The sequence below is a fragment of the Pseudomonas sp. B21-056 genome (assembly GCF_026016325.1).
Classification (GTDB): domain Bacteria; phylum Pseudomonadota; class Gammaproteobacteria; order Pseudomonadales; family Pseudomonadaceae; genus Aquipseudomonas.
In genome coordinates, this window is record NZ_CP087203.1 from 5,249,725 (window position 1) to 5,268,546 (window position 18,822).

An 18,822-nucleotide genomic window follows, 5' to 3' on the forward strand; every position below is an offset into this window, starting at 1 on the left:
GACGAACCGAGCCGGACACCTTCACTCAACTTTTGCTCTTTGCTTTGCGCGCCGCACATGTTTGTGCCGATAAGTCGCGCTACTTAAGGTCACCAGATGGACATGCAATCGCGAATTCGCCAGCTTTTTCAGGCCAGTATCGACACCAAGCAACAGGCGATGGACGTACTTGCACCCTACATCGAGCAAGCCAGCCAAGTGATGGTCAACGCCCTGCTCAACGAAGGCAAGATGCTTTCGTGCGGCAATGGTGGTTCCGCCGGCGACGCCCAGCACTTCTCGTCCGAACTGCTCAACCGCTTCGAACGCGAGCGCCCGAGCCTGCCGGCCATCGCACTGACCACCGACAGCTCGACGATCACCTCGATCGCCAACGACTACAGCTACAACGAAGTCTTCTCCAAACAGATCCGCGCCCTGGGCCAACCCGGCGATGTGCTGCTGGCGATTTCCACCAGCGGTAACTCGGCCAATATTATTCAGGCGATCCAGGCCGCACATGATCGCGAAATGATTGTCGTAGCATTGACCGGGCGCGACGGCGGCGGCATGGCTTCACTGCTGCTGCCGGAAGATGTCGAGATCCGCGTACCAGCCAAAGTCACCGCACGTATTCAGGAAGTCCACCTGCTGGCGATCCACTGTCTTTGCGACTTGATCGACAGCCAAATATTCGGGAGTGAAGAATGACCCCTAATCGCCTGGGCCTTCTGGCCCTGACCCTGTGCCTCGGCATCAGCGGCTGCACATCGGTGGTTAACGCCAGCCGGGAAAAGCCGATTGAAGACGACCGCGGCACCCGCACCTTCGGCAGCAAGATCGATGACTCCCTGATCGAAACCAAAGTCGGCGTGAACATCGCCAAGGCCGACCCGGACCTGGACAACAATTCGCACATCGTTGTGACCAGCTTCAACGGTGTCGTGCTGTTGGCCGGCCAGACTCCACGCGAGGACCTCAAGGCCAAGGCCGAGCAGGAGGCCAGCGCTGTGCAACGGGTCAAGACCGTGCATAACGAACTGCAGGTCCTGCAACCCTCCTCGCTGCTGGCGCGGCAGAACGATGCCTGGTTGACCACCAAGATCAAGACCCAGATGCTGACCGATGCCAGCATTCCTGGTTCGCGTATCAAGGTTGTGACCGAGAATGGCATCGTTTATCTGCTCGGGCTGCTGACCAAGAAGGAGGCCGCACAGGCGACCAACCTGGTGCAGGGGGTTTCCGGGGTGCAGAAGATCGTCAAGTTGTTTGAATATATTGATTGATGGTACGTGGGTAGTAGAACGGCGCTTGCTCTGAGAGAGAAGCGCCGTTTTTTTTGGGTGGGGTTTGGGTGTATATCCATTTCTTCGGTAACGGCGACTTATGGTTTCGGCCTTACGCCGAGTCACTTTCGAAAAGCGCGAAAGTAACCAAAGCGCTCTTGCCCCACCATTCGGTGCCTCGCTAAGGCTCGGCATGCCCTCACTCCGGCATTGCTCCGTGGGCCGCCGCGAAGGGCCATCCATGGCCCAGCGCGGCTAACCCGGCATCCATGCCGGGATGCCCACTGCGCAATACCTGCGTTCGGCCATCGTGGTTAACGGGGCGCCCGAGATCAAGAACCGACGCGAGGCGGCCTTACAGCCGACCTGGCTCTTTCGGGTGTACGCCAGTCCCACTGTGGGAGCTAGCTTGCTCGCAAAGGCGGCCTTATAGCCGACTTGTATCTTCCGGCTGACCTCAATCCCCTGTGGGAGCGAGCCTGCTCGCGATGGCGGCCTGGCAGCCAACCTACATCTGTGGGAATGGTCGGACAGCCCGACCGAATTTTCCGACGATTCCTGGCGGTTGCCGGGTGGGAAGGGTTCTCGCTAACCTTTTTCGGTCGCTGCAATTCAGCGACCGGGCCTGGAAACCCGATATGTGAGGATGCAACTGCACGCCACATGAGATACTGCATCGCTTTTTTTGCGTGTGCAGTTCTGCGTTATGGCGGCTGTGCGCGGGAGACTTTCGAGTCTGCCGGGTTTGGCTCCTCACTCCGGTTTCCAGCCCGCGTATAGCTGGCCTCCGCCAATGCCATGCTCAGCGATCTGGCTTTCAACCTGGAAGGCTCCAACCGGCATGTAGCCTTCGGCGTCCAGCAGATGGTCGAACTCAGTGAGTTGCTGGCAAACCGAGCGTTGGATGTTGTTGATCCACGATAGGTCGGACAACCTTTTTGTGGTGAGGGGATTTAGCGAAACGTCGCACCGCCCCGTTGGGGTGCGAAGCGCCTCTGAACAGCAAGTTGATAAGGTCTGACACCCCGAGGCGGGCGGTTTGGGGACGCCTCGTCACCAGGCTCAACCCTACAAATTGGAAGTACAGCCGAGAGAGAGGTTGGCTGTCAGGACGCCATCGCGAGCAGGCTCGCTCCCACAGGGGACTGAAGCACAACCGGGAGAGATAGGTCGGCTGTCAGGCCGCCTTCGCGAGCAAGCTCGCTCCCACAGTGGGACTGGCGTACACCCGAAAGAGCCAGGTCGGCTGTAAGGCCGCCTCGCGCCGGTTCTTGATCTCGGGCGCCCCGTTAACCACGATGGCCGAACGCAGGTATTGCGCAGTGGGCATCCCGGCATGGATGCCGGGATAGCCGCGCTGGGCCATGGATGGCCCTTCGCGGCGGGCCCACGGAGCAATGCCGGAGTGAGGGCATGCCGAGCTTTAGCGAGGCACCGAGTGGTGGGGCAAAAGCGTTTTGCTTACTTTTGCGCTTCTCAAAAGTGAGACGCTGTAAAAGCGGAACCATAAGTCGCCGTTACCGAAGAAACGGATCTACACACCACCCTTACTTCACCACCCCCTACTTCACCACCTTCAGACTAGGCCGCCCACTAGGCCGCGGCGGCTCATCATCCGGTGGCGGCAGCTCATCATCCGCCTCGTACTCATCCTCCCCTTCCAACGGCGCCTCGAGTTCAAACACCATACCCTGACCATTCTCCCGAGCATAAATCCCCAGGATCGAAGCAATAGGCACGTACAGCGTGTGCGGCACACCGCCGAAGCGGCCTTCGAAGCTCACGGCATCGTTGTCCATGTGCAGATGGCGCACGGCGGCCGGCGAAACGTTCAGGACAATCTGCCCGTCATTGGCAAAACCCTGCGGCACCTGTACCGACGGATACTCGGCATTGACCAGCATGTGCGGGGTGCAATCATTGTCCACAATCCACTCGTAGAGCGCGCGGACCAGATAAGGTCGACTGGAGTTCATAGCGGCTCCCTAAGCCTTAGCGCATGTCGCGTTCGACACCAGACAGACTCGCCTGGAAAGTCTCACGCGCAAATTGGCGCTCCATATAATCAAGCAGCGGCTTGGCAGGCCGCGGCAGTTCGATACCCAGAATCGGCAAACGCCAGAGTATGGGCAATAGGCAGCAATCCACCAGGCTTTGTTCCTCACTGAGGAAAAACGGCTTATCGATGAACAGCGGCGATACGCCCGTCAGGCTTTCACGCAACTCCTTGCGCGCCACGACCCGCGCCGGCTCCTTGGTCCGCGGATCCAGGATCAGATCCACCAGCCCGCACCAGTCACGCTGGATGCGATGGATCAACAAGCGGCTGTTGGCACGCGCCACAGGGTATACCGGCAGCAAGGGTGGATGCGGATAACGCTCATCCAGGTATTCCATCACCACCGTCGACTCCCACAGTGCCAAGTCACGATCGACCAGCGTGGGCAGGCTGCCGTAGGGGTTCACCTCGATCAGCTTCGGCGGCTGGCGGCCGGCCTCGACGTAAATGATCTCGGCGCTGACACCCTTTTCTGCCAGTACGATACGTACCCGGTGGGAATAGTGGTCGGCGGGGTCGGAGTAACAGGCCAACCGATTGGTCACGCCCATGGCGATCCTCCTCGCTTGTAGAAATTCTGGGAAAGAAAAACGAGCGCGCCCAGAGGGCGTCTCCCGTAACACCTGGCCGACCAGGCTCGTTACACTTTCAGAGACGCCCTTGGGCGCGCACGATTAACAGCAACGGCTTACAGCTTTATCAATGTACGTCTTTCCAGTATTCACGCTTGAGCAGATAAGCGAATACGAAGAAGAACGCCAGGTACAGCAATACATAGGTACCGATGCGCTGATGCTGCAGCTTCACCGGGTTGGCCGAATAGGCCAGGAAGGTCACCAGGTTCTTGACCTTCTCGTCGAACTGCTCAGGCGTCAGGGCGCCGCTGTTCGGCACGATGGTCAGCTGGTCGCAGGCTTCGTGAGTCAACGCGGTACCGGTCAGCGGATCGTATTGCTTCTTGCCATGCTCGACGATCTGAACCTGCTTGCAGCCTACCACCTGACGACCCTGCAGGCCGACCAGAACGTTCGGCATGCCGACGTTCGGGAAGACCTTGTTGTTCACGCCCCATGGACGCGCAGGATCTTCATAGAACGAACGCAGGTAGCCATAGAGCCAGTCGGTACCGCGTACACGAGCGACCAGGGTCAGGTCGGGCGGCGCAGCGCCGAACCAGGTCTTGGCATCTGCCGGCTGCATGCCGACGGTCATGTGATCGCCCAGCTTGGCGCCGGTGAACACCAGTTTCTCGAGCATCAGCTCATGGGGAATGCCCAGGTCATCGGCCACACGCTCGTAACGCTGGAACTTGGCACTGTGGCAACCCATGCAGTAGTTGGCGAACGTGCGTGCGCCGTCCTGCATGGCGGCTTTATCGGAAACGTCGATGTCGACTTTTTCCAGCTCTGGACCACCGTGTTCGGCCGCGAAGGACAAGACAGGCATGGCAGCAAGAATCAGTACAGCAAATAGCTTTTTCATCAGCCAGTCACCCTTTCCGGAACCGGTTTGGTCTTCTCGAGCCTGGTATAGAACGGCATCAGAATGAAGTAGGCGAAGTACAGGAACGTACAGACCTGCGACAGCAACGTACGCTCAGGAGTCGGTGCCAGTACGCCCAGCACACCCAGGATCACGAACGAGATGCAGAACACCACGAGCCAGATCTTGCTCAGCCAGCCTTTGTAGCGCATCGACTTGACCGGACTGCGGTCCAGCCACGGCAGGACGAACAGCACGGCGATGGCCGCACCCATGGCGATAACGCCCAGCAGCTTGTCGGGGATCGCCCGCAAAATTGCGTAGAACGGCGTGAAGTACCAGACCGGGGCAATGTGCTCAGGCGTCTTGAAGGCGTTCGCCTGTTCGAAGTTCGGCTTCTCGAGGAAGTAGCCGCCCATCTCCGGGAAGAAGAACACGATGGAGCAGAAGATGAACAGGAACACCACCACGCCGACGATATCCTTCACGGTGTAGTACGGGTGGAAGGCGATGCCATCCAGCGGTACGCCGTTCTCGTCCTTGTGCTTCTTGATGTCCACGCCATCCGGGTTGTTCGAGCCAACTTCGTGTAGCGCCAGGATGTGCAACACCACCAGGCCGAGGATCACGATCGGCAGGGCCACCACATGCAGGGCGAAGAAGCGGTTCAGGGTAATGCCCGAGATCAGGTAGTCACCACGGATCCACTGGGTCAGGTCGTTGCCGATGACCGGGATCGCGCCGAACAGCGAGATGATCACCTGGGCACCCCAGTAGGACATCTGGCCCCACGGCAGCAGGTAACCCATGAAGGCTTCGGCCATCAGCGCCAGGTAGATCAACATGCCGAAGACCCACACCAGCTCACGGGGCTTCTGGTACGAACCGTAGAGCAGGCCACGGAACATATGCAGGTAAACCACGATGAAGAACGCCGAAGCGCCGGTGGAGTGCAGCAGGCGCAGGATCGAGCCGTACTCGACGTCGCGCATGATGTACTCGACAGAAGCGAACGCTTCTTCCGCCGACGGGGTATAGCTCATGGTCAGCCAGACACCGGTGACGATCTGGTTGACCAGAACGAGCAATGCCAGGGAGCCGAAGAAATAGAAGAAGTTGAAGTTTTTCGGAGCGTAGTACTTGCTGAGATGGTCTTCCCACATCTTGGTCGCGGGAAAGCGCGCATCAACCCAATCCATAAGTTTGCTCATCACGCTTTCTCCGTATCGACGCCGATGACAATGATGTCGTCGGTCTCATAGGAATGCGGGGGAACTGGCAGGTTCAGAGGTGCAGGCTGCGATTTGTAGACGCGACCCGCCAGGTCGTAATGGGAGCCGTGGCAAGGGCAGAAATAGCCACCAACCCAGTCCTTGCCCAGATCGGCAGGGGCCACTTCGGGACGGAACGTAGGCGAGCAACCCAGGTGCGTGCAGATCCCGATCAGCAGCAGGATCTGCGGCTTGATCGAGCGCGTTTCAGGATTGACGTATTCCGGTTGGACCGAGTTCTTGGAAGAGGGATCGGACAGCTGGCCCTCGATCTTTTTCAGATTCCCCAGGATCTCCTCGGTACGGCGGACGATGAACACCGGCTGGCCGCGCCATTCAGCAATCATCTGCTGGCCTGGCTCGATCTTGCTGACATTCACTTTCACCGGTGCACCTGCAGCTTTCGCCTTGGCACTGGGAAACCATGACCCCACGAACGGGACCGCAGCCCCCACCGCTCCTGCAGCACCCACCACGGATGTGGCTGCTACCAGGAAGCGACGCCGGCCTGCATTCACGCCGTCATTGCTCATTCAGTCCTCTCCCATCAGCTTTGTGGCCTGTTAGATCAGGCGTCTACTAAGTAAAAATCTGAACTTATAAAAATTTTGCCGAATGGTAATGAAAACCCCCAATTCTGACAAGGTAATTACCAAGCGGCCCTACCGCCAAGCCTTGTAGTATAGGGGCTCTACGAATGTGGCAAGTTGTCACAGAGCATTTATTTCGCCCATAAAAAAACGCCCAGCTCCGTGAGGAACTGGGCGCCTTTTGAAAGCGGAAGCGAAATTAACGCTTCGAGTACTGCGGACGCTTACGCGCTTTACGCAGACCGACTTTCTTACGTTCAACTTCACGGGCGTCGCGAGTCACGAAGCCAGCTTTGCGCAGGGCGCTACGCAGGGTTTCGTCGTAGTCCATCAGGGCGCGAGTGATGCCGTGGCGGATTGCGCCAGCCTGACCACTTACACCACCACCGATAACGGTGACGTAGATGTCGAATTTTTCGACGGTCTCGGTCAGCTCCAGCGGCTGACGAACTACCATGCGGGCAGTTTCGCGGCCGAAGAAGTTATCCAGGGAGCGGTTGTTGATGGAGATGTTGCCAGTGCCCGGACGCAGGAAAACGCGTGCGGTTGCAGTCTTGCGACGGCCAGTGCCGTAATTTTGAGTCGCCGACATAATGAACTATTCCGTTAAAACTTCAGTTCTTGGGGCTGCTGAGCAGTATGAGGGTGAGCAGCGCCCGCATAAACCTTCAGCTTACGATACATGTCGCGACCCAGTGGGTTCTTAGGCAGCATGCCTTTAACCGCGGTCTCGATCACGCGCTCAGGGGCCTTGGCGATCAGCTTTTCAAAGTTGATCGACTTGATGCCGCCCGGAAAACCGGAGTGGGAGTAGTACATTTTGTCAGTGGTTTTAGCGCCAGTAACACGTACTTGCTCGGCGTTGATCACGACGATGTAGTCGCCGGTGTCAACGTGAGGGGTGTACTCAGGCTTGTGCTTGCCACGCAGACGGCTCGCGATTTCGGTGGCCAGACGACCCAGGGTCTGACCAGCAGCGTCGACGACGAACCAGTCGCGCTGTACTGTTTCCGGTTTAGCAGTAAAAGTTTTCATTCTTTATAGCCTCAGGGGCCGCCCTGTAAATTAGACGGCGGATCTTACTGAATAGTGCGTACTTTGACAAGTCAAAGGCAGCCGGATACAGACGCTTTCGGGGGCTCGGGTCGGCGCGTCCGTTCAACGGCAAGATTCTTCGGCGGCGGCGCATCACTTCCACTGCAGAAAGAGGTGCGCAATTATGCAGATTGCGAAAAATATTTCAACCTGCTTTTATGATTGTTTTGCCAAGGAGTCCCCGATGGACTATCGCCAGCTAGGCCGTACCGATCTGAACGTGAGCGCCCTGTGCCTCGGCACCATGACCTGGGGCGAGCAGAACAACGAGGCCGAGGCTTTCGCCCAGATCGAACGCGCCAAGGGTGCCGGCATCAATTTCATCGACACCGCCGAGATGTACCCGGTCCCGCCCAAGGCCGAGACCTATGCCACCACCGAGCGCTACATCGGCAACTATTTCAAGCGCCGTGGCGACCGTGCCGACTGGATCCTGGCGAGCAAGATCGCCGGCCCCGGCAACACCATCGATTACATCCGCGACAAGAATCTCAAGCACAACCGCCGCCACATCGTCGAAGCGCTGGACGCCAGCCTCAAGCGCCTGCAGACCGACTGGATCGATCTCTACCAGTTGCACTGGCCGGAACGCAGCACCAACTTCTTCGGGCAACTGGGCTACAAGCACAAGGCTGATGAAGACTTCACCCCGCTGGAAGAAACCCTTGAAGCCCTGGACGAACAGGTTCGTGCCGGCAAGATCCGCCATATCGGCCTGTCCAACGAAACGCCGTGGGGCACCATGAAATTCCTCGCCCTGGCCGAAGCCCGTGGTTGGCCGCGAGCGGTGTCGATCCAGAACCCGTACAACCTGCTCAACCGCAGCTTCGAGATCGGCCTGGCGGAAATCGCCATCCGCGAACAGTGCGGCCTCCTGGCCTATTCGCCCCTGGCGTTCGGCTTCCTGTCGGGCAAATATGAAGGCGGCGCACGGCCGGCCAAGGGCCGCCTGACGCTCTATAGCCGCTTCATGCGCTACTTCAATCCACAGTCGGAAGCGGCGTGCAGCCGTTATGTGGCGCTCGCCCGTGAACATGGCCTGGACCCGGCGCAGATGGCCCTGGCGTTCGTCACACAACAACCGTTCGTGACCAGCAACATCATTGGCGCCACCACCCTGGAACAACTGGACAGCAACATCGAAAGCTTCGACCTGAAGCTGTCGGACGAAGTGCTGGCGGGGATCGAGGCGATTCACAAGGATCAGCCTAACCCAGCGCCTTGACCGACCCGTAGACCCAATCGCGAGCAGGCTCGCTCCCACAAGGGTTGCTGATCGTTCCCACGCTCTGCGTGGGAACGATCACCCCATCATCAAAGCGACCGCGCAATGATCTCCTTCATGATCTCATTGGTCCCCGCATAGATCCGCTGCACCCGCGCATCCGCCCACGCCCGGGCCACCGGGTATTCCCACATGAAACCGTAACCGCCGTGCAACTGCACGCACTCGTCGAGCACCTTGCATTGCAGGTCCGTGCCCCAGTACTTGGCCATCGCCGCCGTCGGCACGTCGAGCTTGCCTTGCAGGTGCAGTTCCAGGCAGCGGTCGATGAAGACGCGGCCGATCTGGATCTCGGTGGCCATTTCCGCCAGTTTGAAGCGGGTGTTCTGGAAGTCCGCGATGCTTTTACCAAAGGCCTTGCGATCACGGGTGTAGTCCTGCGTCCATTGCAACGCCGCCTCGGCCGAGGCCAGGCCACCAATGGCGACAGTCAGGCGTTCCTGGGGCAGCTCCTGCATCAAGTAGGCAAAGCCCATTCCGGCCTGCCCGAGCAGGTTTTCCTTCGGCACCCGGACATCCTGGAAGAACAATTCCGACGTGTCCTGGGCCTTCATTCCGACCTTTTCCAGGCGCTTGCCCTTCTCGAAGCCAGGCGTGCCCGCTTCCACCAGGAACAGGCTGGTGCCCTTGGCGCCGGCTTTCGGATCGGTCTTGGCAACCACGATCACCAGGTCGGCGAGAAAGCCATTGGTGATGAAGGTCTTCGAACCGTTGATGACGTATTCATCGCCGTCCAGCACCGCCGTGGTCTTCACCCCTTGCAGGTCGGAACCGGCGCCGGGTTCGGTCATGGCGATGGCCGTGACCATTTCGCCGGACACCAGTTTCGGCAGGTATTTGTGCTTCAACGCTTCGCTGCCGTAATGCAGGATGTACGGCGCAACGATATCGGAATGCAGCGAGAAGCCGATGCCGGTCAGCCCCAGGCGGCCGATCTCCTCGATCACCACCGTGCTGTAGAGAAAATCCGCATCGAGCCCGCCATAGGCCTCCGGCAAGTGTGAACACAACATCCCCGCCTCCCCGGCCTTGTTCCAGAGCCGGCGATCGACATGCCCCTGTTTTTCCCACTGGCTGTGATACGGCACGGCCTCTTTTTCCAGGAAAGTTCGCACGCTGTCGCGAAACAATTCGTGCTCGGGGCTGAACAGGGTTCTCGGGATCATGGCGCACCTTGGATTATTGTTGGATGGGTTATCCGACAGAGCCTAAGCCCGCGATGTGCCACAGGACACTGGACACATCCGACAAAAAATAAGACGATCCAGCCGTCTGGTGACCACTTTCCCCTATAAAAACAAGATGAAATCATGTCTATGCACCCCTCCACGCCCTTGCGGCGCGTCAGCATCCTGGCAGTCGACCGGGTTTTCGCTTTCACCCTCATGCAAGCCAAGGACTTCTTCCACCTGGCCAGCCTGCGCTACGGCAAACAACTGGGCCAGGGCCTGACACCGGCGTTCGAAATTCGCCTGGTCAGCCCCGATGGCAAACCGGTGAACAGCTTCAGCGAGGTGATCATGCCGGTGGATGGCGGCCTGGAAAATACCGATGTGATTATCCTGCCGGCGTTCTGGGATGACTTCTCCACCCTTTGCCAACGCTATCCCCAGGTATTGCCCTGGCTGCGGGAACAGCACGCGCGCGGCGCCGTACTGTGCGGCGAAGCCACCGGCGTGTTCTGGCTGGCCGAAGCCGGGCTGCTCGATGGCAAGGAAGCCACCACCTACTGGCGCTTCTTCAACGCCTTCAGGGAGCGTTTTCCCCAGGTGCACCTGAACCAGGACAAGCACCTGACCGACGCCGACAATCTGTTCTGCGCCGGCGGCACGACCTCGGTGTGCGACCTCTATATCTACCTCATCGAACGCTTCTGCGGTGCCCACGTCGCCCAGGCGGTAGCACGAGACATCCTGTATGAAGTGCAGCGCAATTATTCGCCGGGCAGGATCGGTTTCGGCGGGCAGAAACTCCATCAGGACGTGATCATCCTGCAGATCCAGCACTGGCTCGAAGAGCACTTCGCCGACAAGTTCCGTTTCGAGGATGTCGCCCGGGAACACGGCATGAGCATTCGCAATTTCATGCGCCGCTTCCAGACCGCCACTGGTGACAAACCACTGCATTATCTGCAGCGACTGCGCATCGAAACCGCCAAGGGCCTGCTGTCCGGCAGCCGCAAGAGCATCAAGACCATCAGCTACGAAGTCGGCTACGACGATGCGAGCTTCTTCGCACGGCTGTTCCGGCAACACACCGACCTGTCGCCGAATCAGTATCGGCAGCAGTTTCAGCGGGCCGCGTAAGATTGAGCACCGACACTTCCCTGTGGGAGCGAGCCTGCTCGCGATAGCGGTGTGTCAGTGGACATCAATGCCACTGGTCTACCGCTATCGCGAGCAGGCTCGCTCCCACAGGGTTATGCGGTGCACATGAAAAGGCCTGCAATCGCAGGCCCTTTTTACTTTCCGAATCAGCCTAAGGCTTATGCGCCCGCGCCAGGAACTCGTGGGACTGCATTTCCAGCAGACGACTCAAGGTCCGCTGGAATTCGAACGTCAGGCGACCACCGGTGTAGAGGTCCTTGAGTTCGACTTCGGCCGAGATGATCAGCTTCACGTTGCGGTCGTAGAACTCATCAACCATGTTGATGAAGCGACGGGCGATGTCGTCGGTGGTGACGCTCATCTGCTCGACGCCGCTGAGCAGTACGGCGTGGAAGATCTTGCCCAGCTCGATGTAGTCGTTCTGGCTGCGCGGGCCGTCGCACAGTTCGCGGAAGTCGAACCAGGCCACATCGTCACAGGTGCGGATGGCGCGGATCTCGCGGTTCTCGATCATCAGCACATCGTTCTCGACCGCCTGGGTGCATTCCGGGGTCAGGGCGCGGAAACTCTTGCGCAGGCTTTCCTCGGCCGCGGCGTCCAGCGGAAAATGGAACAGCTCCGCCTGTTCGAGATGACGCAGACGGTAGTCGACGCCGCTGTCGACGTTGACGATTTCGGTGTGTTCCTTGATCAACGCAATGGCCGGCAGGAAGCGCGCCCGTTGCAGCCCGTCCTTGTACAAGCCGTCCGGCACGATGTTCGACGTGGCGACCAGGGTCACGCCGTTCTTGAACAGCTCTTCCATCAAGGTGCCGAGGATCATCGCGTCGGTGATGTCGGACACGAAAAACTCATCGAAGCAGATCACCCGGGTTTCACTGGCGAAACGCTTGGCGATGATGGTCAGCGGGTTCTTCTCGCCACCCAGGGTCTTCATCTCTTCGTGCACCCGCTTCATGAAGCGGTGAAAGTGCGTGCGGGTCTTTTCCTTGAACGGCAGCGCCTCGAAGAAGGTGTCCACCAGATAGGTCTTGCCACGGCCCACGCCACCCCAGAAGTACAGGCCCTTGACCGGTGCCAGGTCCTTCTTGCCGAACAGTTTTCCCAACAAGCCCGGCTTGTTGTTCGACGCGGCGATCAGGTCGTCGTACAGGCGCTGCAAATGCCGCACTGCCGTTTCCTGGGCTGCGTCGTGGAAGAACTCCGGGCGCTTCAGATCAGCTTGATATCGTTCTAGGGGGGTCATATTCGTTAGCAAGGCAACAAAAACGGGCCGTCACTGTAGCGACGGCCCGCAGGAATGGCAATCGGCCCTTATTCGAGGCCGATGGTCGGATGATGCTTCGGATCAGTCCTGGGCGGGTGTCAGCGCCACGCGCAACGCATCGATGGCCGCATCCCGGGCAGCATCGTCCGCAAAAGCCGGGCTGTCCGCCACGCATTCGCCTTCGAGCCAGACGCTGAAACCCGCCGCCTCGTTGCGTACGTCCAGTGGCTGGCCGGCCTGCAGTTGCTTGGTCACTTGGCCTGCGGTCTTGCCATCGGCAAAATGACGAGACAGCAACAGTTGCTCGCCATCGGCTGCCAGCAGGCGGAAACGGAAACTGCCATCGTCTTCGCGGAAGCTGACGAAGCGTGCCGCCTTGGCAGCTTTCTTCTTGGTGCTGGCCGCTACTTGAACCTGGCTGACGAACGAACGCAGGCCAACGGCTTCGCGCAGTTCGTTGAGGAACGGCGTCGCCACGGCCCGGGCTTTTTTCGCGCCCAGTTGCAGGAGGTCTTCAAGATCCGCCGGACGTTCGATCAACTGGTGATAACGCTCGCGGGACTCACCCAGTTCGCTGTCGAGCAACTGGAACAGACGATTCTTCGCTTCGCCCCAACCCAGGCCCTGCAACAGCTCGCTGCGGAATTCGGCTGACTGGGCCGGGGTGGCGAAGGCCTGGAACAGCGTGAACAGGTGCGAATTGTCCGGATCCTTCGCTTCGCCCGGTGCACGGGAGTCGGTGACGATCCGCGAAATGGCGTCCTTCATGTCCTTGGCGCTGCTGAACAACGGGATGGTGTTGTCGTAGCTCTTGGACATCTTGCGGCCATCGAGCCCCGGCAGCGTGGCGACGCTTTCTTCGATCAGCGCCTCGGGCATGGTGAAAAACTCCTTGCCCTGGCCAAACAGGTGGTTGAAGCGCTGGCCGATGTCCCGCGCCATTTCCACGTGCTGGATCTGGTCGCGACCGACCGGCACCTTGTGGGCGTTGAACATCAGGATGTCGGCGGCCATCAGCACCGGGTAGCTGTACAGGCCCATGGTGATACCGGCGTCCGGGTCTTCGCCGGTCTCGACGTTCTTGTCCACCGAGGCCTTGTAGGCATGGGCGCGATTGAGCAGGCCCTTGGCGGCGACACAGGTCAGCAGCCAGGTCAGTTCCGGGATCTCGGGGATATCGGACTGGCGATAGAAGGTCACGCGATCCACATCCAGGCCGCCGGCCAGCCAGGTCGCGGCGATTTCCAGGCGCGAACGCTGGATACGCAGCGGGTCATCGCATTTGATCAGGGCGTGGTAGTCGGCCAGGAAGTAGAACGAATCGGCATTGCTGTCGCGACTGGCGAGAATCGCCGGGCGGATGGCGCCGGCGTAGTTGCCCAGGTGTGGGGTGCCGGTGGTGGTGATGCCGGTCAGGATACGGGTACGAGTCGTCATGGATTATCGCTTGTTCAGACTGCTGTCAATTCGAAAGGCGGGGCAGGAGCAGATCCTTGAGATCGGTCAGCTTGCCATGAAAAAAGTGTCCGCATTCTGCCACTTTCAGCAGCTCATGGGGGCGTTGGAGCGCATCGGACCAATCGTAGACCAACTGGGGATCGACGACTTCGTCCGTTTCCGGCTGGATCACCGTCAACTCGCTCCCCATTGGCAAGGGCGATTGCGCGTCCAGGCGCATCACCGCCGGGGCCACCATGAACAGGTGCTTGAGCGATTGCCCCTGGGCTTCAAGCCGCCCGCCAAGGCTGGCCGCGACGAATCCGCCGAAGGAAAAGCCGAAGAGGTACAAAGGCAGTTGCGGGTGTTTTTCCCGCAGCCACGTGGCGGCGGCCTCGGCGTCGTCCACTTCACCGGAGCCCATGTCATGGCTGCCGGCACTGGCGCCGACACCACGATAATTGAAACGCAATGTGACCAGGCCGGCATCCCGGGCGGTGCGTTGCAGGGTCGAGACCACTTTATTGAGCATGGTCCCGCCTTGCACCGGGTTGGGGTGGCAGATCAGCGCCAGGCCACGGGGCGCCTCGCTGTCCAGGTACAAGGCTTCCAGTTGGCCCACCGGGCCTTCGATGACTACAGGGGTTTCGCGCATAAGCAAGGGAAAGAACTCCGTGACCCCGGATAGGGTCGACTCGTCTAGCTAAAAGTCTGTGCCTGGCATGATTGCGATGTTCTTCGCGGTATACAGCGCAGGTCCGAGCCGTTAACGTAAAGCAAAGCCGTTTATAGAGGAAGGACTCGTGGAACACTCGCTCTTAGTTTGGTTGTTGCCGACTCTTGCCCTGGTTGCCGGTGTCGCCATTGGATTCCTGCTTGCCCGACTGCTGCCCAACGCAGTGCCCAACAGCACGCAACGTCAGCTGGACGACATCCAGGAACGTTTCGACAGTTATCAGAATGAGGTGGTCACCCACTTCAACGCCACCGCTTCTCTGGTGAAGAAACTCACCCAGAGCTACCAGGATGTTCAGGATCATTTGTCCGAGGGCGCCAATCGCCTGGCCCTGGACGAACAGACTCGCCAGCGCCTGCTGGCTGCCCTGCACGCCGACTCGGCGCAGGCTCCACGGGAACGCCTGACTCCGCCAAGGGATCAGGAGCCACCTCGGGACTACGCGCCCAAGGCACCGAATTCGCCCGGCATGCTCGATGAGCATTACGGTTTGAAGAAGTAAGCCGCAAATGCCCCAAAAAGCCCGCCCGATCCTGTGATCGGGCGGGCTTTTTCATGGGTGTAGGTTTTCGATGGGCGAGGCCTGCCCAGCGGAATCAGAACGCCAACTGGAGGCTCTGCTGGCCTTCAAGGCTGAGCAGCAATTGCTTGGCTGCCAGCCCGCCGGCGAAACCGGTGAGGCTGCCGGAGGTGCCGATGACGCGGTGGCAAGGCGCGATGATCGAAATGGGGTTCCGCCCGTTGGCTGCGCCCACCGCCCGAACCGCAGTCGGCTGGCCGATCTGGATGGCAATGTCGCGGTAACTGCGGGTTTCGCCGAAGGGAATGGTCAGCAGTGCCTGCCAGACCCGCTTCTGGAAGTCAGTGCCGACAAAGTCCAGTTCCAGCTCGAAACGGCGCCGCTGGCCGGCGAAATACTCCATCAGTTGACGCTCGGTGTCCTTGAGCACCGGGTGATGAATGTCTTCCTCCAGGGGGCCCAGGCGCACACGGTTGAGTCGCTCGTTCTCCCACAGGATGGCAGCCAGTCTTGCGCCTCGGGCGACGAGGATCAGCTGGCCAACCGGGGATTGGATGGTTTTGTACCGCGGTAACATCGGAACTCCTCAAAAAGCGTTGCGTATGAACTGCGTAGGAGCTGTCGAGTGCAACGAGGCTGCGATCTTTCCCCTGACACTTGAATCGCAAGCGAAAGATCAAGATCAAGATCAAAAGATCGCAGGCTTCGCCAGCTCCTACCGGCCACGGTTCAGCCCAGCAACCCCAGCTCCTTCGCCCTCGCCACCGCCTGGGTTCGACGCTCCACCCCGAGCTTGCTGTTGATATGGCTGGCGTGGGTCTTGACGGTGTGCAGCGAAATGAACAACTGCTCGCTGATTTCCTGGTTGGAACAGCCTTGGGCAATCAGTTGCAGCACCGCCCGTTCACGGCTGCTGAGGCTTTCAACAGGTGCAGGGGAGTCGACAGGTTGCGTCGACGTCGGCAGGCGTTCAAGCAGATTCTGGCACAAGGTGCTGGATGGCGCGTGCAGCAGTTGCTCGCGCAGCCATTCCCGATGCGGGTCGCCCAGCAGCCATTCGAACGGTTGCAGTACACCGCCGGCGGCCGCTTCGAAAGCTTGGGCCAGGGTACTACGGGCCGCCGGCTCGCGCCCGGTACTCAGCAGCAAGGCGACTTTCTGGTTGAGGGCCATCACGCTGAGCATCTGCCGACCGGTTTGCTGGCCGTGTTCGAGCAAGGCGTTGAGCCGCCCTTCCGCCAGCATCGGTTGGCCCCGGATGGACTCCAGCACGGCCTGTTGCAGTTCGACATGCAACGGCAGTTGCGGGTGGAATTCCGGTGGTGCGGCGGCCTGCTCGCCGGTGTAGGTCCGTCCCAGCCGCGCCAGCCAGGCTTCGGCCAGCTCGGTGCGGCCCTGGGCCAGCCAGAGCTCGCATTTGACCAGGGTGATCATCGCCAGGTAGTAGATCGGCGGAACGTCCCAGATGTGCATCAGGCGCTCGGCTTCGGCCAGTTCGGCAAAGGCCCGGGCGAACTCGCCATTATTGCCTTCGATACGGGCGATCACACAGTGGCCGAGCAGCACGCTGATGTCGCGACAGGCCCGCGCTTCGGTAAGGCCGGCCTGCAACCGGGCCAATCCGGCCTGGGGCTGCATGCGCAAGGTCAGCAGGAAACCTTCGTAGAGAATCAACCGCGCCCGTACCGCATAAAGCCTTTGGGGCGAGAGTTTGTGCAAGCGTTGCAGGCCCTGGCGTACTTCATCCAGCGCCCGCAGGATTTCTCCCCGCGCCTGGAGGACCCGGGCACGGTCGTAGTGGGCCAAGGCTTCGAACAACGGGTTGCCGACCCGCTGCGCCAGTTCCAGGGAGTCGCGGTTCAAGCCACGGGCGCGCCACAGGTCACCATCGGCAATCGCCAGGTTCGACAGCGTGGACAGGCACATCAGCCGTTGGCCGTAGCGTTTGTGCGGCAGGCTCTCCAGGGCTTCGGTGCAATAACGCACCGTGGCCTCACGATCCCCACGGCCACGGGCGACAATCCCGCTCAGGGCCAACCATTGGGCGAGCATGGACTTCTGCGCGGTGGCCGACGGTGCCGGCAGGAAACGGCTCAGGTGCGCGGCCAGCTCTTCGGCAGCGTCCAATTGACAGGCCAGCCCCAGCGCCCAGCTGTAGAGCACGATCAATCTTGGGGTACTGATGAGCAGGCTGTCGGGCAAGTCCATCTTCCAGCGCAGCAACATGCCGACGTTCTGCTCCGCCAGCAACTGTTCCTCCGAGAGGGTCTGCACCAGGTTCGCCGCCACATCCAGGTGCCCGGCCCGCAACGCCTGCTCCACGGCTTCGTCGATCAGGCCCCGGGCGTTGAACCAGCGACAGGCGCGCAAATGCAAGGTGGCGGCCGGCACCATGGCCGGTGCGCTGGGGCGGCTGCGCAGCAGATCGGAAAACAGGTGGTGATAGCGATACCAATGACCGTGCTCGTCCAGGGGCACAAGGAACACTTGATGGGCCGCCAGATATTGCAGGATCTCGGCACTGTCATGGGCATCACGCACCGCATCGCACAGCTCACTGCAAAAGCGATCCTGTGGCGCGGTGTCGTAGAGAAACGCCTGCACCTCGGCGGGCAGGCAATCGATGACTTCTTCGAGCAGGTAATCGCGGATCAGCCCTTCCCCGCCGTGCAGCGCTTGGGGCAGCCGGCCCTCGGACCCGGCTTCGGAGGCGGCCAGCAACCAGAAACGCAGCCCGGCCACCCAGCCTTCGCTGCGCTGGATGAGGTTTTCCAACGCTTCACCGCGCAATGAGCTGCTGTGATGTTCGAGCAGTGTCAGGGCTTCGCCATGGGTCAGGCGCAGGTCCTGTTCGTTCAGTTCGAGCAATTGCCGCGACAGGCGCAGGCGCGCCAGGTGCCAGTTCGGCCGCTGGCGGCTGGTGACCAGTACCAGCAAGCCATCGGGCAGGTGATTGAGGAAAAACTGCAGGCAGCGGTCCAGCACGGGGCCTTGGGCCAGGTGGTAATCGTCGAGCACCAGCAGCAAGGGATCGCGGGGCGTCAGGTGGCTGGTCAACTCATCCAACAGGCCGTCGAGCCATTCTTCGAACGCGAAGGGTTGATGGCGCTGGCGCATTTTCAACAGCCCCGCTGCCCGGCCGCCCAGCAGTGGAAAGAGCGCCTGGAGCCCTTCGAGCAGCCGCTCCAGAAAGCGTCCCGGGTCATTGTCCCTGGCATTGAGCCCCAGCCAGAGGCTTTGCCAATGACTTGGCAGGCTCTGGCAGAACTCCACCGCGAGGGAGCTTTTGCCGAACCCCGCCGGCGCACTGACCAACAGCAACCTGCCGCCAAGACCCGCACTTAACCGCTCGCACAACCGCGGCCGCACGACGTGCCCGTCGGGCAGAGGCGGTCGGTAGAAGCGCCCGTCCTGTACCGCGATGGCTGCGCGGGCAGAATCCGGAAGTGAAGACAGATCAGTCATGGCCGGCTCTTGTTTAGATGCAG

At 60.3% G+C, this 18,822-nt stretch carries 18 protein-coding genes and 2 pseudogenes; 6 read left to right on the forward strand and 14 right to left on the reverse strand.

The genetic code is table 11. The features are described 5' to 3' along the window. Nucleotides 1-96: 96 nt before the first annotated feature. The 3 genes and pseudogenes from LOY67_RS22760 to LOY67_RS22770 all read left to right on the forward strand — a co-directional run. Nucleotides 97-690 carry a phosphoheptose isomerase gene (locus LOY67_RS22760; RefSeq protein ID WP_024781264.1) on the forward strand — a complete coding sequence of 198 codons (594 nt, stop codon included), beginning with the start codon at nucleotides 97-99 and terminating at the stop codon, nucleotides 688-690. Then, on the forward strand, nucleotides 687-1,265 hold the full coding sequence (locus tag LOY67_RS22765; protein ID WP_024781263.1) for a BON domain-containing protein: 579 nt from the start codon (nucleotides 687-689) through the stop codon (nucleotides 1,263-1,265). Before LOY67_RS22760 ends, LOY67_RS22765 begins: the two co-directional genes overlap by 4 nt. A gap of 780 nt (nucleotides 1,266-2,045) precedes the next feature. Further along, nucleotides 2,046-2,189, forward strand: a pseudogene (locus LOY67_RS22770) (DUF6124 family protein); the annotation flags it as partial. 328 nt (nucleotides 2,190-2,517) lie between these two features. On the opposite strand, the pseudogene LOY67_RS22775 reads toward LOY67_RS22770, so the two are convergent. The 8 genes and pseudogenes from LOY67_RS22775 to rplM form a co-directional block, all read right to left on the reverse strand. Beyond that, nucleotides 2,518-2,631, reverse strand: a pseudogene (locus LOY67_RS22775) (nucleoid-structuring protein H-NS); the annotation flags it as partial. 196 nt (nucleotides 2,632-2,827) lie between these two features. Further along, nucleotides 2,828-3,241, reverse strand: coding sequence for a ClpXP protease specificity-enhancing factor (locus LOY67_RS22780; RefSeq protein WP_265064546.1), 414 nt, complete (start codon nucleotides 3,239-3,241; stop codon nucleotides 2,828-2,830). Nucleotides 3,242-3,257: 16 nt separating this feature from the next. Next, nucleotides 3,258-3,875 carry a glutathione S-transferase N-terminal domain-containing protein gene (locus LOY67_RS22785; protein ID WP_047701361.1) on the reverse strand — a complete coding sequence of 206 codons (618 nt, stop codon included), beginning with the start codon at nucleotides 3,873-3,875 and terminating at the stop codon, nucleotides 3,258-3,260. A 148-nt stretch (nucleotides 3,876-4,023) separates the two neighbouring features. Next, nucleotides 4,024-4,806 carry a cytochrome c1 gene (locus tag LOY67_RS22790; RefSeq protein WP_265064547.1) on the reverse strand — a complete coding sequence of 261 codons (783 nt, stop codon included), beginning with the start codon at nucleotides 4,804-4,806 and terminating at the stop codon, nucleotides 4,024-4,026. Beyond that, complete coding sequence (locus tag LOY67_RS22795) at nucleotides 4,806-6,017, reverse strand: cytochrome b (protein ID WP_042732149.1); 1,212 nt, start codon at nucleotides 6,015-6,017, stop codon at nucleotides 4,806-4,808. The genes LOY67_RS22790 and LOY67_RS22795 overlap by 1 nt, the downstream gene beginning before the upstream one ends. Further along, nucleotides 6,017-6,610 carry a ubiquinol-cytochrome c reductase iron-sulfur subunit gene (gene petA, locus LOY67_RS22800; protein WP_265064548.1) on the reverse strand — a complete coding sequence of 198 codons (594 nt, stop codon included), beginning with the start codon at nucleotides 6,608-6,610 and terminating at the stop codon, nucleotides 6,017-6,019. The genes LOY67_RS22795 and petA overlap by 1 nt, the downstream gene beginning before the upstream one ends. Before the next feature lie 256 nt (nucleotides 6,611-6,866). Then, complete coding sequence (rpsI, locus tag LOY67_RS22805; RefSeq protein ID WP_003228056.1) at nucleotides 6,867-7,259, reverse strand: 30S ribosomal protein S9; 393 nt, start codon at nucleotides 7,257-7,259, stop codon at nucleotides 6,867-6,869. Nucleotides 7,260-7,273: 14 nt separating this feature from the next. Continuing rightward, nucleotides 7,274-7,702 (reverse strand): 50S ribosomal protein L13, encoded by a 429-nt coding sequence (gene rplM / locus LOY67_RS22810; protein ID WP_024781110.1) that lies wholly within the window; start codon nucleotides 7,700-7,702, stop codon nucleotides 7,274-7,276. Between the two features lie 244 nt (nucleotides 7,703-7,946). Between rplM and LOY67_RS22815 the strand changes: the two genes are divergently transcribed. Beyond that, nucleotides 7,947-8,987 carry an NADP(H)-dependent aldo-keto reductase gene (locus tag LOY67_RS22815; protein WP_265064549.1) on the forward strand — a complete coding sequence of 347 codons (1,041 nt, stop codon included), beginning with the start codon at nucleotides 7,947-7,949 and terminating at the stop codon, nucleotides 8,985-8,987. Nucleotides 8,988-9,076: 89 nt separating this feature from the next. Here LOY67_RS22815 and LOY67_RS22820 read toward each other — a convergent pair whose 3' ends face one another. After that, the gene (locus LOY67_RS22820; protein ID WP_265064550.1) at nucleotides 9,077-10,213 is read right to left on the reverse strand and encodes an acyl-CoA dehydrogenase family protein; all 1,137 of its coding nucleotides are present in this window, start codon (nucleotides 10,211-10,213) and stop codon (nucleotides 9,077-9,079) included. A 243-nt stretch (nucleotides 10,214-10,456) separates the two neighbouring features. Here LOY67_RS22820 and LOY67_RS22825 point away from each other — a divergent pair, with 243 nt between their 5' ends. Next, the gene (locus LOY67_RS22825) at nucleotides 10,457-11,353 is read left to right on the forward strand and encodes a GlxA family transcriptional regulator (protein ID WP_265067815.1); all 897 of its coding nucleotides are present in this window, start codon (nucleotides 10,457-10,459) and stop codon (nucleotides 11,351-11,353) included. A 172-nt stretch (nucleotides 11,354-11,525) separates the two neighbouring features. Here the strand turns inward: LOY67_RS22825 and zapE are convergent, their stop codons facing one another. From zapE to LOY67_RS22840, 3 genes are all read right to left on the reverse strand, one after another. Beyond that, on the reverse strand, nucleotides 11,526-12,620 hold the full coding sequence (gene zapE, locus LOY67_RS22830) for a cell division protein ZapE (protein WP_265064551.1): 1,095 nt from the start codon (nucleotides 12,618-12,620) through the stop codon (nucleotides 11,526-11,528). Between the two features lie 102 nt (nucleotides 12,621-12,722). Then, nucleotides 12,723-14,078, reverse strand: a complete 1,356-nt coding sequence (locus LOY67_RS22835; protein ID WP_265064552.1) for a tryptophan--tRNA ligase — start codon at nucleotides 14,076-14,078, stop codon at nucleotides 12,723-12,725. Nucleotides 14,079-14,103: 25 nt separating this feature from the next. Then, nucleotides 14,104-14,733, reverse strand: a complete 630-nt coding sequence (locus LOY67_RS22840; RefSeq protein ID WP_265067816.1) for an alpha/beta hydrolase — start codon at nucleotides 14,731-14,733, stop codon at nucleotides 14,104-14,106. A gap of 148 nt (nucleotides 14,734-14,881) precedes the next feature. Here LOY67_RS22840 and LOY67_RS22845 point away from each other — a divergent pair, with 148 nt between their 5' ends. Next, complete coding sequence (locus LOY67_RS22845) at nucleotides 14,882-15,316, forward strand: YhcB family protein (protein WP_024778106.1); 435 nt, start codon at nucleotides 14,882-14,884, stop codon at nucleotides 15,314-15,316. 94 nt (nucleotides 15,317-15,410) lie between these two features. On the opposite strand, the gene LOY67_RS22850 is transcribed toward LOY67_RS22845, so the two are convergent. After that, nucleotides 15,411-15,911 carry a methylated-DNA--[protein]-cysteine S-methyltransferase gene (locus LOY67_RS22850; RefSeq protein ID WP_265064553.1) on the reverse strand — a complete coding sequence of 167 codons (501 nt, stop codon included), beginning with the start codon at nucleotides 15,909-15,911 and terminating at the stop codon, nucleotides 15,411-15,413. Nucleotides 15,912-16,063: 152 nt separating this feature from the next. Next, nucleotides 16,064-18,799, reverse strand: a complete 2,736-nt coding sequence (locus tag LOY67_RS22855; protein ID WP_265064554.1) for a LuxR C-terminal-related transcriptional regulator — start codon at nucleotides 18,797-18,799, stop codon at nucleotides 16,064-16,066. Nucleotides 18,800-18,822 lie beyond the last annotated feature (23 nt).

Coding starts and splice junctions, on each gene's coding strand:
- LOY67_RS22760 (WP_024781264.1), top strand. CDS start 97: ATGGACATGCAATCGCGAATTCGCCAGCTTTTTCAGGCCAGTATCGAC.
- LOY67_RS22765 (WP_024781263.1), top strand. CDS start 687: ATGACCCCTAATCGCCTGGGCCTTCTGGCCCTGACCCTGTGCCTCGGC.
- LOY67_RS22780 (WP_265064546.1), bottom strand. CDS start 3,241: ATGAACTCCAGTCGACCTTATCTGGTCCGCGCGCTCTACGAGTGGATT.
- LOY67_RS22785 (WP_047701361.1), bottom strand. CDS start 3,875: ATGGGCGTGACCAATCGGTTGGCCTGTTACTCCGACCCCGCCGACCAC.
- LOY67_RS22790 (WP_265064547.1), bottom strand. CDS start 4,806: ATGAAAAAGCTATTTGCTGTACTGATTCTTGCTGCCATGCCTGTCTTG.
- LOY67_RS22795 (WP_042732149.1), bottom strand. CDS start 6,017: ATGAGCAAACTTATGGATTGGGTTGATGCGCGCTTTCCCGCGACCAAG.
- petA (WP_265064548.1), bottom strand. CDS start 6,610: ATGAGCAATGACGGCGTGAATGCAGGCCGGCGTCGCTTCCTGGTAGCA.
- rpsI (WP_003228056.1), bottom strand. CDS start 7,259: ATGTCGGCGACTCAAAATTACGGCACTGGCCGTCGCAAGACTGCAACC.
- rplM (WP_024781110.1), bottom strand. CDS start 7,702: ATGAAAACTTTTACTGCTAAACCGGAAACAGTACAGCGCGACTGGTTC.
- LOY67_RS22815 (WP_265064549.1), top strand. CDS start 7,947: ATGGACTATCGCCAGCTAGGCCGTACCGATCTGAACGTGAGCGCCCTG.
- LOY67_RS22820 (WP_265064550.1), bottom strand. CDS start 10,213: ATGATCCCGAGAACCCTGTTCAGCCCCGAGCACGAATTGTTTCGCGAC.
- zapE (WP_265064551.1), bottom strand. CDS start 12,620: ATGACCCCCCTAGAACGATATCAAGCTGATCTGAAGCGCCCGGAGTTC.
- LOY67_RS22835 (WP_265064552.1), bottom strand. CDS start 14,078: ATGACGACTCGTACCCGTATCCTGACCGGCATCACCACCACCGGCACC.
- LOY67_RS22840 (WP_265067816.1), bottom strand. CDS start 14,733: ATGCGCGAAACCCCTGTAGTCATCGAAGGCCCGGTGGGCCAACTGGAA.
- LOY67_RS22850 (WP_265064553.1), bottom strand. CDS start 15,911: ATGTTACCGCGGTACAAAACCATCCAATCCCCGGTTGGCCAGCTGATC.
- LOY67_RS22855 (WP_265064554.1), bottom strand. CDS start 18,799: ATGACTGATCTGTCTTCACTTCCGGATTCTGCCCGCGCAGCCATCGCG.